This window comes from Acinetobacter sp. Root1280 (assembly GCF_001425285.1).
Taxonomy (GTDB): domain Bacteria; phylum Pseudomonadota; class Gammaproteobacteria; order Pseudomonadales; family Moraxellaceae; genus Acinetobacter; species Acinetobacter guillouiae.
The window spans coordinates 273,964-288,425 of the sequence record NZ_LMED01000025.1 but is presented as its reverse complement, the minus strand read 5'-3'; the positions used below and the strand labels follow the sequence as shown (position 1 = coordinate 288,425).

Annotated in this window: 12 protein-coding genes, 2 tRNA genes and 1 rRNA gene; 5 read left to right on the top strand and 10 right to left on the bottom strand. The window is 40.4% G+C overall.

Annotated elements, in window-relative coordinates; all coding sequences use genetic code 11:
* Positions 1 to 155: 155 nt before the first annotated feature.
* The 6 genes from ASC84_RS17140 to ASC84_RS17115 form a co-directional block, all read right to left on the bottom strand.
* Positions 156 to 231: transfer RNA gene (locus ASC84_RS17140), tRNA-Ala, on the bottom strand.
* 44 nt (positions 232 to 275) lie between these two features.
* A tRNA-Ile gene (locus ASC84_RS17135) sits at positions 276 to 352 on the bottom strand.
* Positions 353 to 411: 59 nt separating this feature from the next.
* Positions 412 to 1,950: ribosomal RNA gene (locus tag ASC84_RS17130) — 16S ribosomal RNA — on the bottom strand.
* A 266-nt stretch (positions 1,951 to 2,216) separates the two neighbouring features.
* Positions 2,217 to 3,302: a DUF6670 family protein gene (locus ASC84_RS17125; RefSeq protein WP_056516960.1), complete on the bottom strand. Its 1,086-nt coding sequence runs from the start codon at positions 3,300 to 3,302 to the stop codon at positions 2,217 to 2,219.
* 34 nt (positions 3,303 to 3,336) lie between these two features.
* A complete protein-coding gene (gene pssA, locus ASC84_RS17120; RefSeq protein ID WP_004717950.1) occupies positions 3,337 to 4,164 on the bottom strand; it encodes a CDP-diacylglycerol--serine O-phosphatidyltransferase in 828 nt (275 codons plus the stop codon).
* Positions 4,165 to 4,328: 164 nt separating this feature from the next.
* Positions 4,329 to 5,186: a 23S rRNA (adenine(2030)-N(6))-methyltransferase RlmJ gene (locus tag ASC84_RS17115; protein WP_056516958.1), complete on the bottom strand. Its 858-nt coding sequence runs from the start codon at positions 5,184 to 5,186 to the stop codon at positions 4,329 to 4,331.
* A gap of 116 nt (positions 5,187 to 5,302) precedes the next feature.
* Here ASC84_RS17115 and ASC84_RS17110 point away from each other — a divergent pair, with 116 nt between their 5' ends.
* Positions 5,303 to 5,905 (top strand): 2OG-Fe(II) oxygenase, encoded by a 603-nt coding sequence (locus ASC84_RS17110; protein ID WP_056516955.1) that lies wholly within the window; start codon positions 5,303 to 5,305, stop codon positions 5,903 to 5,905.
* A gap of 104 nt (positions 5,906 to 6,009) precedes the next feature.
* On the top strand, positions 6,010 to 6,537 hold the full coding sequence (locus ASC84_RS17105) for a hypothetical protein (protein WP_056516951.1): 528 nt from the start codon (positions 6,010 to 6,012) through the stop codon (positions 6,535 to 6,537).
* 129 nt (positions 6,538 to 6,666) lie between these two features.
* Here ASC84_RS17105 and ASC84_RS17100 read toward each other — a convergent pair whose 3' ends face one another.
* From ASC84_RS17100 to ASC84_RS17085, 4 genes are all read right to left on the bottom strand, one after another.
* Positions 6,667 to 6,921 (bottom strand): DUF2789 family protein, encoded by a 255-nt coding sequence (locus ASC84_RS17100; protein WP_004717957.1) that lies wholly within the window; start codon positions 6,919 to 6,921, stop codon positions 6,667 to 6,669.
* Between the two features lie 233 nt (positions 6,922 to 7,154).
* Complete coding sequence (locus ASC84_RS17095; RefSeq protein WP_004717959.1) at positions 7,155 to 8,141, bottom strand: malate dehydrogenase; 987 nt, start codon at positions 8,139 to 8,141, stop codon at positions 7,155 to 7,157.
* Between the two features lie 170 nt (positions 8,142 to 8,311).
* Positions 8,312 to 8,971, bottom strand: coding sequence for a hypothetical protein (locus ASC84_RS17090; protein ID WP_004717962.1), 660 nt, complete (start codon positions 8,969 to 8,971; stop codon positions 8,312 to 8,314).
* A gap of 38 nt (positions 8,972 to 9,009) precedes the next feature.
* Entirely contained in the window at positions 9,010 to 10,983 is a 1,974-nt protein-coding gene (locus ASC84_RS17085; RefSeq protein ID WP_056516950.1) for a lytic transglycosylase domain-containing protein, read from the bottom strand.
* 289 nt (positions 10,984 to 11,272) lie between these two features.
* Here ASC84_RS17085 and miaB point away from each other — a divergent pair, with 289 nt between their 5' ends.
* Genes miaB through ybeY form a run of 3 tightly spaced genes read left to right on the top strand, consistent with a single transcriptional unit; the run spans position 11,273 to position 14,370 of the window.
* Positions 11,273 to 12,727 carry a tRNA (N6-isopentenyl adenosine(37)-C2)-methylthiotransferase MiaB gene (gene miaB, locus ASC84_RS17080; RefSeq protein WP_004717965.1) on the top strand — a complete coding sequence of 485 codons (1,455 nt, stop codon included), beginning with the start codon at positions 11,273 to 11,275 and terminating at the stop codon, positions 12,725 to 12,727.
* Between the two features lie 38 nt (positions 12,728 to 12,765).
* A complete protein-coding gene (locus ASC84_RS17075; protein ID WP_004717967.1) occupies positions 12,766 to 13,875 on the top strand; it encodes a PhoH family protein in 1,110 nt (369 codons plus the stop codon).
* A 9-nt stretch (positions 13,876 to 13,884) separates the two neighbouring features.
* On the top strand, positions 13,885 to 14,370 hold the full coding sequence (gene ybeY / locus ASC84_RS17070) for an rRNA maturation RNase YbeY (RefSeq protein WP_056516947.1): 486 nt from the start codon (positions 13,885 to 13,887) through the stop codon (positions 14,368 to 14,370).
* Positions 14,371 to 14,462: the final 92 nt, after the last annotated feature.

Sequence of the window (14,462 nt, the reverse complement as noted above, 5' to 3'; positions counted from 1 at the left end):
ATCAACTAAAACGAGTTTAAACAATTATTTCAACTCAAATATATTCTGTTAATGATTCACTACCGCCTCGTCAGCGAGTAGTTAACTGTGATAAATCACAGAACTTAATAAGCTATCTGCTTACTAAGTTCTGTAATCACTTAGTCTTTAATTAGTGGTGGAGACTAACGGAGTCGAACCGTTGACCTCCTGCGTGCAAAGCAGGCGCTCTACCAACTAAGCTAAGTCCCCAGCTTAAGATCTTAATATATCTGCTCTTCTGTGTTCAGTAGACTTGGTGGGTCTGACAAGACTTGAACTTGTGACCCCACGCTTATCAAGCGTGTGCTCTAACCAACTGAGCTACAGACCCTCAGATACATCAATGAAGAACAACTTGTTGTGGATTCTTACCAATCGTCAATCTTTCGTTAAGGAGGTGATCCAGCCGCAGGTTCCCCTACGGCTACCTTGTTACGACTTCACCCCAGTCATCGGCCACACCGTGGTAAGCGTCCTCCTTACGGTTAGACTACCTACTTCTGGTGCAACAAACTCCCATGGTGTGACGGGCGGTGTGTACAAGGCCCGGGAACGTATTCACCGCGGCATTCTGATCCGCGATTACTAGCGATTCCGACTTCATGGAGTCGAGTTGCAGACTCCAATCCGGACTACGATCGGCTTTTTGAGATTAGCATCCTATCGCTAGGTAGCAACCCTTTGTACCGACCATTGTAGCACGTGTGTAGCCCTGGTCGTAAGGGCCATGATGACTTGACGTCGTCCCCGCCTTCCTCCAGTTTGTCACTGGCAGTATCCTTAAAGTTCCCACCCGAAGTGCTGGCAAATAAGGAAAAGGGTTGCGCTCGTTGCGGGACTTAACCCAACATCTCACGACACGAGCTGACGACAGCCATGCAGCACCTGTATGTAAGTTCCCGAAGGCACCAATCCATCTCTGGAAAGTTCTTACTATGTCAAGACCAGGTAAGGTTCTTCGCGTTGCATCGAATTAAACCACATGCTCCACCGCTTGTGCGGGCCCCCGTCAATTCATTTGAGTTTTAGTCTTGCGACCGTACTCCCCAGGCGGTCTACTTATCGCGTTAGCTGCGCCACTAAAGCCTCAAAGGCCCCAACGGCTAGTAGACATCGTTTACGGCATGGACTACCAGGGTATCTAATCCTGTTTGCTCCCCATGCTTTCGTACCTCAGCGTCAGTATTAGGCCAGATGGCTGCCTTCGCCATCGGTATTCCTCCAGATCTCTACGCATTTCACCGCTACACCTGGAATTCTACCATCCTCTCCCATACTCTAGCTTCCCAGTATCGAATGCAATTCCCAAGTTAAGCTCGGGGATTTCACATCCGACTTAAAAAGCCGCCTACGCACGCTTTACGCCCAGTAAATCCGATTAACGCTCGCACCCTCTGTATTACCGCGGCTGCTGGCACAGAGTTAGCCGGTGCTTATTCTGCGAGTAACGTCCACTCACTGTAGGTATTAACTACAGGAGCCTCCTCCTCGCTTAAAGTGCTTTACAACCATAAGGCCTTCTTCACACACGCGGCATGGCTGGATCAGGGTTCCCCCCATTGTCCAATATTCCCCACTGCTGCCTCCCGTAGGAGTCTGGGCCGTGTCTCAGTCCCAGTGTGGCGGATCATCCTCTCAGACCCGCTACAGATCGTCGCCTTGGTAGGCCTTTACCCCACCAACTAGCTAATCCGACTTAGGCTCATCTATTAACGCAAGGTCACAAGTGATCCCCTGCTTTCCCCCGTAGGGCGTATGCGGTATTAGCATCCCTTTCGAGATGTTGTCCCCCATTAATAGGCAGATTCCTAAGTATTACTCACCCGTCCGCCGCTAGGTCARTYACCGAAGYAAYCTCCCCCGCTCGACTTGCATGTGTTAAGCCTGCCGCCAGCGTTCAATCTGAGCCATGATCAAACTCTTCAGTTAAAAATCATTAGTGACTTAAGGTCACAATTCTGGCTCATCAATGTACTGACAAATTCTCTCAAATAAACTTCGAGTAATTTAAACCAATCAATCAATGATAATATTTCGATTCTGATTTATCAGAAGTTTTATTTAACACCACCGCCGATGGATGTGCATTCTACAGCATTCCCAATCCAACACAACCCCTTTTTTTAATTATTTTTCATTTTATCTATCACTTGCTTATTTATTCTTCTAAATTGACCTTATTTCTGTTTTTTGGTCTATTTTTTAAGCATGATCAGCACAGGACTGCTCGATTTATTTGATAATTTATTGTCTTTATCTATTTCCTGCCATTTTAAAGGGCGACAATCTATATATTCACAGTAACCACCCTCACCTTGATAATATTCATCATTGAGATGTAGTTGATAAACAAAACTTCCAACATAACCTGCTGCTAAACCAAATTTATAATCACCACGGCTTTGTGCTTGAATATCAATTTTGGTATTTTCATCTTGATATTGCCATTCAAACTCGCGTGGTAAATACATCTCCTGATGATTTACTGTTGTGACTTTAGGGAACACCCGATGAATATTGAAACAGACCTGTCGATCAAGCATTTTTGTTTCATTGTTTTGAATATCTCGAATATAGATACGTGAATGTAAAATATTATTCATCTGATCACGACTATGCATAAAAATAATCTGTAGATCATCATTCACTTGAATCAATTGATATGTATACAGCGCATAAGGCAGATAAGGGAAATTCACTGTTTTCATATATTCAAAAACAGCATTTTGTTCAATTTCGTAATTTTGATCCTTGTATTGAATAGTCCCTTTACAATGTGCAACCAAAGACCAGTGCTGTGCAAATCCAAATTTCAAATGAATAAAATGAGAAATTAAAGGCATTGTTGTAATGCTTAAATTCACACTCAATTCGTCATCTTGTCTTTGAATAATAAAATCAGGAATTTTTCCAAACACTTTTTCTTTTTGACCAAATGTATAGATCACATTGCTATTTTCATCAAGGTGAAATTGACATTCATGCTGAATTGAATATGAGTTTAATTGTCCCACCATATGGGGGCTGGAGCTGACCAGTAAGGTTGCTGTATCTAAAGCAGTTGTTGAGATTTCATTGTTATTGCAAAAAACAGGACTATTGGGCTGTCCAATCAAACTAAAAAAATTGAGGTAATGCAACGGCGCGGGTAAATTGGCAAGCACTAATTTTTGATGAATAATTTTATATCTGTCTTGTGGGGGATGACAGCAAAGTTCTATAGGCTTTTGAGCTTGATTCAGCTGTTTAGACTGATCTAAGAAATCTTGAAACAACCGCATATCAAGCCCCCTTACCTTTTTATCTTTTTACATTTTATTCAACAGTATTCTTTCTCGCTAAGAATGTTGTCACAAAACCAGAAATCGCATAGATAATCGAAATGACTAAAATCCCTACAGGAATATTATAAGTGATTGCTGCAAGGATAAAAACTGCTATAGGCAATACAAAGAATGGAACACGTTTACGGTCTACCGTTTTAAAAGAATAATATTTGATATTTGAAATCATCAACAAACCCACTGCAATGATAACAAATGCATTGGTCGCTTGAATCGCAACATCTTTTAAATCAAAAATATAGGTAAAATCTTGTCCAACCCATACCCATGCAATAATAATAATCGCTGCCAATGGGCTTGCCACACCGATGAAATAACGCTTATCAACCACACCAATTTGTACATTAAAGCGGGCTAAACGAAATGCAGCACACGCGGTATAAACAAAACAAGCAGCCAAGCCAATCCGCCCTAGATCATGCAAACTCCAGCTATACATCAAAATTGCTGGCGCAACACCAAATGCCAAGAGATCAGACAGTGAATCGAATTGTTCACCAAAAGCACTTTGTGCACCAATTGCACGAGCAACACGACCATCTAAACCATCAAATAGTGCTGCAAGGAAAATCGCATAAACGGCTTGAGTGAAGTCACCATTCATACTGGCAATGATCGAGTAAAAGCCAGATAACAATGCAGATGTTGTAATCAGGTTAGGCCACAAATAGATTCCGCGACGTTTGACCTTCTGCCCTTCATGGGTATGCTCTTCTTCTTCCACTTCAAAAGTAATGCCATCAAATCCATGGTCTTGATTAGAAGAGTTTGGGCTTTCTGGTTTATTTATATTTGTCATTTTTTGAATCCTATCTATGGCTCTTATGGAGCTGTTGATATCTCACTTAAATATTTTATCACATTCATTTTTAAGTGAAATTGATGTGAATTACTCAATGTATTTCGTCTTAATTTGTAATTCACACCATCGTTCATGTTTCTGTTGATATCCAATCGAATGGATTATTCACCCACTAACCAGCGAACAGCAGCATGTCCACCATTTTCACTCATACGTAAATGTGGGAACAACCATTGTAATGCCTCATCAGCATCGTTAGAGAATTTCCAAGGTGGGTTAATCACCAACAAACCACAACCATTCAAGCCGACTGGTGTGTCATCTGGCCAAACACAAACTTCACAAACCAACTGACGGCGAATCCCTGTTTTCATCATTTTCTTTTCAAAACGATCAATCATGGCACGGTCTTTAATTGGATACCAAATGGCAAATACACCTGTTGGCCATTTTTTATGTGCGGTGGCAATCAACTCGACCAATTGCGGAAAGTCTTTACGTTCTAATTCATAAGGTGGATCGATCATCACCAAACCACGTTTTTCTTTTGGTGGAATAACCCCCAAAAGACCTTCATAAGCATCACGCTCATGTAAACCCGCACGTTTATCGCGAATATTAAAATACAATTGTTGAAACACATCACGCTGCATTTCAAAAATAGTCGCTTTATCAATATCACGCATGCCTTCAAGTGCAAACCACGGTGAACCTGGATAAGCGCCTTTACCTGAACCTGCACGCATATCTTCAACAACTTTAAGATATTGTTTTACACCTTCAGGCGCATTACGTTTAATCGACTCATCAAGCTTAACCAGACGATGAATACCGGTTAAGAATTCACCTGATTTTTGTGCTTCAGAAGTAGATAAATCATATTTACCTGCACCACCATGTGTATCTATATAGCGATATGGTTTGTCTTTAGTATTTAGACGTGTCAAAAGTTGCAGCAATAACACATGTTTCATGACATCGGCAAAGTTGCCTGCATGGAAATGGTGACGGTAATTCATGTTTCGATTAATTCCTGAGTTCAATAATCATTTTAACACGAAAAAATATTTCTTCACTGTCCATCGTTTGTTCTAATATAACAACATATCTTTATTGCACTATTTTTTGGTAATTTATGGAAGCGCTGCTACCCCCAAAGTCATGGAATGTTGATCAAATTCTTGATGATTTAGATCAACATGGATTTACCATTATTGATCATGCTTACTCCGCTGAATACGGACTTCAACTGGTTGCAGAATGTACTTCAAATTTAAATCGCTTTCGTGAAGCAGCAATTCAAAATGGTGTGATCAGCAATATTCGCAGCGACCATATCTTGTGGATCAATGAAGAGCTCACGATCGCACAACAACATATTGATGCACTCAAACAGCTCTCGCAAATTTTAAACTACTCATTTTATTTAGGCATTCAGGATGTAGAAGCACATTTTGCCTGCTATAACGCAGGTGAATTCTATGCACTTCATCGCGATAATCCACAAGGTAAAAATGGTCGTATGATTTCTACGGTGTATTATCTACACCAAGAATGGCAGGATGACTGGGGCGGAAAATTACACTTACAGGATAAAAATAATGTTTGGCATGTTATAGAACCCCAGCCTAATCGTATTGCCATGTTCCAAAGTGATTTATTACATGAAGTGCTAGAAGCCAAACATCAGCGACTATCAATTACCGCATGGCTAAGAAGCGACAATACTGTGTTGTAATATACTCAGTTTTCAAATTTGCAACGCTGTATCTCTATAGGCCAAGCTTTAAATTATTGAAATAGACCTCATAATACTCTTCATAAATTCAGAGGATTCAGCACATGTTTGATAATACAAAACAAATCATCTCGCGTATTGGGGAAACAGATCAATTGTATTTGTCAGGCAATACACCTGAACTTGCACTTGAACGTGGGGACTTACGCTTACAACTGGTCACTCAAAGTCATTCAAAGCAGGAACAAATTCATTTCTTGCAAGAAGCCATTGTTTTACTTGAAACTGCACGATTTGAATATGAAGAAATGCCAATGTCAGTCTATATTCAGCTTTCTTTGCATTTGGCCAAAGCTTATATGATTTACTTTGAATTGACCAAAGAATCACGTTATGCCTTGATTATGCAGCAGATTTTAAAACCATTGGCACAACATCATCATGCTGATATTTACTTTATGTTGGCTTATGCATCTGTGAGTAAAAATGAATTTGCATTGACTCGTCACTGGCTGAGTAAATATATCAAGACAACTGATTTTGATTTAACCTTACTGCAACAACACACTGCCTTTAGACCTGTTCGCAATGAAGCTTGGTTTAGTCAAATGATTCAGTCTAAATTACATTGATCAGCGCTATGCCCATTCAAAATAACTCAATTTGTTATTCGTTTTGATCAAAGCTAATTTGATCAATACTAAATAGAAAAGATGGCCATAACGGCCATCTTTTTTGTTGCTCTGGGGGAAACTAAATCATTAGGCTGTTAGCTTATACGCATCTAGATGTAATTGTTGGTTTAACTCATCAATCCAAATTGCCCAATCATCATCTTGTACCAAATGACTGATTAATAAGTCACGTTGAGATTTATTCCAAAACGGCGCTTCATGTAATGAAAGATTTGCTGGCAATTGATGAGTGCGTACATATAGCTCAATTGCTGCGGGACTATTTGCCAAACCAAGTTGAGAAAATAGTAATTCTAAGGATGGTGTGTTCGTCCTGAGCATATTGCCTCCTTATATAAATTTATTTGTCATCTTTTATTCAATTAACTTATAAGAAAATAATTTTAAAAGATAGTCTAGATTTTAATTTTCTTGTTTCAATTTGTGATTAAAAAACAAACAAATGTTGGCTTAATATAAATTATCTATTCTCAAGATGTTTGATTTGAAGCATAAAAAAAGCACTCTAAATAGAGTGCTTTTTCAAAATTAATCTTTAACAGATTAAATTTTAATTATTTAAGCATATCAGCAATAGCTGCGCGCTCTTCTTCAAGTTCTTGAAGAGTTTTGTCCATACGTTCACGGCTGAATGCATCAATTTCTAAGCCTTCAACACGAGTGTATTCGCCATTTTCACAAATTACAGGAACACCGTACATCACACCTTCAGGAATTCCATAAGAACCGTCAGAAGGAATACCCATTGTTACCCATTCGCCATTGGTGCCAAGCGCCCAATCACGCATATGATCGATCGCAGCATTTGCAGCAGAAGCAGCAGAAGAAAGACCACGCGCTTCAATGATTGCAGCACCACGTTTACCAACAGTTGGAAGGAATACGTTTGCGTTCCAATCAGCATCGTTGATTTTGTCTTTTAAGCTTACGCCATTTGCAGTTGCAAAACGGTAGTCCGCATACATTGTTGGAGAGTGGTTACCCCAAACTGTAAGGTTTTTGATATCCGCTACAGCAACACCCGCTTTTTGAGCAATTTGAGTCAACGCACGGTTGTGGTCAAGACGTAACATTGCTGTAAAGTTCTTCGCTGGAAGATCTGGAGCAGATTTCATTGCGATATAAGCATTTGTATTTGCAGGGTTACCTACAACAAGTACTTTAACGTCACGGCTCGCAACTTCGTTAAGTGCTTGGCCTTGACCAATGAAGATTTCACCGTTCACTTTCAACAAGTCAGCACGTTCCATACCAGGACCGCGTGGACGTGAACCAACCAATAACGCGTAGTCAGCATCTTTAAATGCAACTTTTGGATCATCAGTACCGATCATGCCAGCCAATAATGGGAAAGCACAGTCATCTAATTCCATCATTACGCCTTTAAGCGCAGCTTGAGCTTTCTCAAATGGAACTTCTAACAATTGCAAAATAACGGGTTGGTCTTTACCAAGCATTTCACCGCTAGCGATACGGAATAATAAGCTGTAACCGATTTGACCAGCTGCGCCAGTAACGGCAACGCGAACAGGTTGCTTCATGTAATTATCTCCAATGAGGATCGTTAATGTGATTAAACGGTTAAATCCGTTTTAATCGAATTATCATAAACGGCAAAGATTGTACTCCAATCCTTTAACAGTTGCATGTAAAAGAGAATGCTTTTCAACAAAAGTATGATAGGAAATATAAATAAAATTCCTCAGAAGAACTAATAAGTCCCTTTGATCGAGAATGTATTTGGGCAGTTTGAAACAATGTGATTTGAACATTGTTTATACTGACCATTGACCCGATAACACACTTGAACCTCGGTTAACACTGGGTTTGACGATGAACTTTGACAAGTAAAACGGATACTGTCGTTATTCATTCCCGGGTTTAATCTAACAAATTGAGTTTTTAACGCATTATGTTGCACATTTTTGTTTTCAGAGCTGGTTAAATCTGCAGGAATTTTCAAACGATCTGCTAAATTAATCACAGTTCTAAAATATTGACTCGCGTTCATTGGAACACAGCCACCCACGCTACGCCACAACTGAATACGTGCATTTTCCTCAGGCATTACCCGTGCAACCACCTTAGCTTGTAAAGGGGTCAAACTTGCAGATGTATTGGTGGTGCAATTCCGCTCTGTCGTTTCAGGCAACAGACCTGTGATTGTCAATGAATAACCTTCGAGACATTTGCGTTGCTTTTGTTTTGAAGAATCAAGTGCACAGACAGCAGGTGTCAACTGGACTTGCATGACATAGCCTTGTAATTGCGGTGCAGCATGTAACTGCACATTGAGCCCAAACAATCCCGCAAAGCATAAGCTCCATGCTAAGCAAGATTGTTTCAATTTACGCAAAATTTTGAAAATCATTGATTTACCAACAAAGTTTCATCCAAGTCCAAATAGTTTTATTGTGAAACACGGGTTGGAATAACAGGCATACGACTTTCAATCGCTTGAGGCCCTTGTCCCAACAAGATTCCATAATGTGCTGCATTGGTCATCACATTTTTTACATAGTCACGTGTTTCATTCAGAGGAATAGATTCTGTATATTGATCTGCTGAAAGATTTTGATAATCTGGCTGCCAACGTTTCGCGCGATTTGGCCCAGCATTATACCCTGCGGTTGCCAAGACAGGATTACTGCTTAATTGACCATGAATCATCGACAGATAGAAAGTACCATAGCGAATATTGGTATTGGCATCACTGAGCGCAGCAGGATTATAAGTTTCACCCATTTGTTTTGCCACCAACTTTGCAGTGCCTGGCATGATTTGCATCAAACCACCTGCACCAACATGTGAGCGAGCAGCAGTTACAAAACGGCTTTCTTGGCGCATTAAACCATAGGCCCAAGCAGGATCAATACCCGCATTACGGCTATGACTCACCACCAACGACTGATGAGGTGTTGCATAACGATAAACATAGTTATGTTTTTTCTCAGTACGTTCTGCCGCATAAATTGCACGATCATACCAGCCCATATCAGTTGCACGTTTTGCCGCAGCAAGCAGCAACCCATCATCATGTTTTAAGTATGCCTGACGTACCGCCCAGTTCCATTCCCTATTGGTATAAGTTGCAGGCGCATTAATATTTCGTAAAGTAAATGCACGACGGAAATGAATATCGCTATTTAAGCGTTGTTGGTCATCAGTTGAAGGCTGTTCTCTGGCAGGGCTATCATTATACTTTTGCCCCAAATGATCTTTGGCAAGCAGATTATGATAATCATCACCCGACATTGCCAATCGTTGATAGATATCTTTAGCGGTTCTTTTAGATTGTGCATCATTGCGTTGTTCTGAAGCACGCGCCAACCAATATTGCCAACGGTCTTCTTGCTTTTGTGTCACGCTCATACTGTCTATTGCACGAATCACACTTTCCCAAGCCCCAAATCGAATGGCTTGTCGTGCATAAACTTCTGCTTCTTCTGCACTGAAAGGCACACCATAGCTTGCATCAAAATTTTGCAGTACTTCACGATTAAAATTATTTTTCATAACGGTCGTTCCGCCGATATAACCGACAGTACGATAAATATATTTTTGCACATCCGCTGGTACACCCTGAACCAACTTTGGTACTGACTGCAAAGCGCTGGTTAAATCTGTATCTGCTGCACGACCCAGTGCATAAACCAAATAAGCATAATCTTCTACATTGTTTTTGGGTGCAGACCATAAATAATTTAATGGATTGGCTTGGATTTGGTTCAATTGGGTTAACGATAAATTAACGCCAATCGTTTGTGCGGTAGCGATGGCTAGACCAGACTGCCCGGCTCTCAGTTGTGCATATAATCGTTGTTGGCGATCTTGTGCGGTCATGAGTGGGCTACTAAGCATCATGCGGCCTAAACCATTGCATGATTCAGGTTGAGAGTTGGTTGCCAACCAAACATCTTTAAATTCAGCATAGACCAAAACGTCACCAGTTTTCGCACGAACTTGAGCAACAGCACAACGTTCTGCTTGATCTGGATTAGAGACATATTGCAATACAGGTTGCGCGCTGGCGTAATCTGCTTGTTTAACCTTCTCTTCGACATAATCCGCAGCCAACTTTTCCGCCATCGCCGATTGAGGATAACGTTGCGCAAAGCTAATAATATTTGCAGCAGGTTGAAAGGCGAGATTTGAATTCAATGACCAATACTCAGGATAATAGCCCAAAGCATCATTTTGCATTGAAGAACGATATTGTTCTAAAGCACTTGGATTATTTGCATTGCGTAAAGCATCATTAAACTGCTCTTCAGCAGCATGAGCCACTTGCAGGCTTGTACATGCAACTGTTCCTAAAAGGTAAAGTTTTAATTTATTTTGCTTAAGTTGCTGCTTTAACACCGTTTTTCTCTCAACCTGCATGATGTGCCTTTAACATACTGATGCACTTATTTGTGCCTAGTTTAATTATTCTAATCCATTTCTACTGTTGTGTTATGTAACCTTATGATTCATCATTAATATTGTTCTCTATTTTTTCTTCATAATTTTCATTTTCAATGCCCTACAATCCAATAAATGGCAATAGCCGCTAAATATTTTCCTGAGTTCACTCTAAATGCTATAAAATGGCGCGCCTTTTATGAGTCTGTTAAAATAGCAGGCTTAGTACACATTCAAAATTCCCTTTATTCATAGGAAAGACGCCTCCATGACGGTTCAAACCTTCATTCCCAATGGTGCCAAAGCTGCCTCAGAAAACACTGTAACCCAGCCACAGCACACCCCAGCCGACGGTGCAGTAAAAAAACTGTATATCGAAACGCAAGGGTGTCAGATGAATGAGTATGACAGTCATCGTATGGCAGATCTTTTAGGCGACTCACACGGTTATATTTTAACCAAAGATCCAAGTGACGCAGATATCCTGTTAATGAATACCTGCTCAATTCGAGAAAAAGCCCAAGAAAAAGTATTTTCTGAGTTGGGTCGCTGGCGCAAATTAAAAGAAAAAAATCCTGATCTCGTCATCGGTGTTGGTGGATGTGTTGCTTCTCAAGAAGGCGACAACATTCAAAAACGTGCACCATATGTCGATATGGTTTTTGGCCCTCAAACCTTGCACCGTTTACCGCAAATGCTGGATCAGCATGTTGAGCAAATCGAAAAACCGAAAAAAGACAAAATTAAACTCGTAGATATTTCATTCCCTGACATTGAAAAATTCGACTTTTTACCTGAACCGCGTGTTGAAGGTTACAAAGCGTTTGTTTCAATCATGGAAGGTTGTTCAAAGTACTGTTCTTTCTGTGTGGTTCCCTATACTCGTGGTGAAGAAGTTTCTCGTCCTTTGGATGATGTCTTGGCAGAAATTGCCGGTTTGGCTGAAAAAGGCGTTCGTGAAATTAGCCTTTTAGGACAAAATGTAAACGGTTACCGTGGTGAAACTTTTGAAGGTGAAATTTGTACCTTTGCAGATTTATTACGTTTGGTTGCAGAAATTCCAGGAATCGGTCGTTTACGTTATACGACTTCACATCCGCTCGAATTTAATGAAGATTTGATTCAATGCTACCGTGACCTACCACAAATGGTTTCACATCTGCATTTACCTGTACAAAGCGGCTCAAATGATGTGTTACAAGCGATGAAGCGTAACCACACCATTGATGTCTATATCGAAAAAATTGCCAAACTGCGTAAAGCTCGTCCAGATATGCATTTATCTTCAGATTTCATCATCGGCTTCCCTGGTGAAACTGATGCACATTTTGAAGAAACCTATCAGTTTATCCAAGATTTAGACTTTGATCATTCTTATAGTTTTGTTTATTCAAAACGTCCTGGCACACCAGCGTCTGAATTACCTGATGACACTTCTGATGCAGTCAAGAAAGAACGTTTAGCCAAAGTTCAACACTGGATTAAGCAATCAAGTATTCGTAAAACCGATGCGATGTTAGGGACCATTCAACGTGTACTGGTTGAAAATGTTTCTAATAAAGATCCAAATTTATTGGTCGGTACAGCTGACAATACACGTTTAGTAACATTTGTAGGTGACGCCTCTTGGGTCGGACGCTTTGCAGAGATTGAGGTTACAGAGATTAAGACCCTAAATTTAGTTTATGGAGAACTCTTGAATCTTGAGCCTGACGTGGCGTAATGTAAGGGTATAGACTTTACTTTAAAAAAGGATATCTCTTGACTGCAGCGATTCGACGTACAGTAGCTTTTCCAGGTATTTCAGTTGAACGTTTAAAAAGCATGTTAGGTGCTTATAACGGTCATCTGAAACAAATCGAACAACGTTTAAATGTCAACATTTCTCATCGCAACGATAACTTCTATATCGATGGTGATTTAGAAGCAGTTGAAAGAGCTGAAGGTTTATTGCAGCGTTTGCATGCAGAAGCTGAACTCTCTCAGCAAATCAGTGCTGATACGATTCATTTGATGATTCAAGGCAGCCAAACTGACCGTGAGTTACAAGACGACCTTTCAGACAATGAGCATACCGGTTTAGATGATGTCTGGTTGCAAACGCGTAAAGGTCGAATCAACCCTCGTGGTGCCAATCAAAAACGTTATGTACAACGTATTCTACAAAGCGATATTTCTTTCGGAATCGGCCCTGCAGGTACAGGTAAAACCTATCTTGCAGTCGCTGCTGCGGTAGATATGTTAGAACGTAATGAAATTCAACGTATCCTTTTGGTTCGCCCTGCTGTTGAAGCTGGAGAAAAACTTGGTTTCTTGCCGGGTGATTTAAGCCAAAAGATCGACCCATATCTACGCCCGCTTTATGATGCGTTGTATGAAATGCTTGGTTTTGAAAAAGTTGCAAAACTGATTGAGCGCCAAGTGATTGAAGTTGCACCGCTTGCTTATATGCGTGGTCGTACATTAAATCATTCCTTTGTGATTCTCGATGAAGCACAAAACACCACCCCTGAACAGATGAAGATGTTTTTGACCCGTTTAGGTTTTGGTTCTCGTGCAGTGATCACTGGGGATATTACACAGGTCGATTTACCACGCGGGCAACAGTCTGGTCTTGCTCACGCATTGCGTATTATCGAAAAGATCAAAGAAATTCACATCACTCGCTTCCATTCCCGTGATGTCGTTCGTCACCAGCTGGTACAAAAAATTGTAGAGGCTTATGAAGGATGGGACAGTGAACAATACCGTTTAAGTGCTGAAGCACGTGCAGAACGTAAAGCACGTCAAGAAGCCTTAATTTCTGAAAATGATTCTGCCGCAGATGCTCAACATGAGGAACATACTGCTGCAAATCAGGAAAATGTTTAAGGACTGTTTTTGAAACTTAGCTTATCGTTACAACAAGCGTTTGAAGCACCAGAATTGGTGCTCAAACGTGTCTATGTAAAAAAAGTCATTGAAACAACACTACGTCATATTGATGTAGACCAAGATTGTGAAATCGGAATTGCGTGTGTTGATGAAGATGAAAGTCACAAATTAAATTTTGAATATCGTGAAAAAGACAAACCCACCAATGTATTGTCTTTTCCAAGTGAAATTCCTGAAGAAGTTTTATCCATGCTCGATGCATTACCCATCGGTGATTTAGTCATTTGCATCCCCGTGGTTTTACAAGAGTCGATTGAACAACAAAAGACACCGATTGAGCATTTCACTCATATGCTGGTTCATGGCACCTTACATTTAATGGGTTATGACCATGAAACTTCTGATGATGATGCTGAAGAAATGGAAGCACTCGAAATTGAAATCTTGAAAAAACTAGGCTTTGAAAACCCTTATACTGTTAAAGAAAGTTGATTTTATAATCAACCCCAAATCCCTCTGCTCTAGAGGGATTTTTTGTTTCATTCAAATGAGATGCCTTTCAAAAACAGATCTCATTCGAAAAT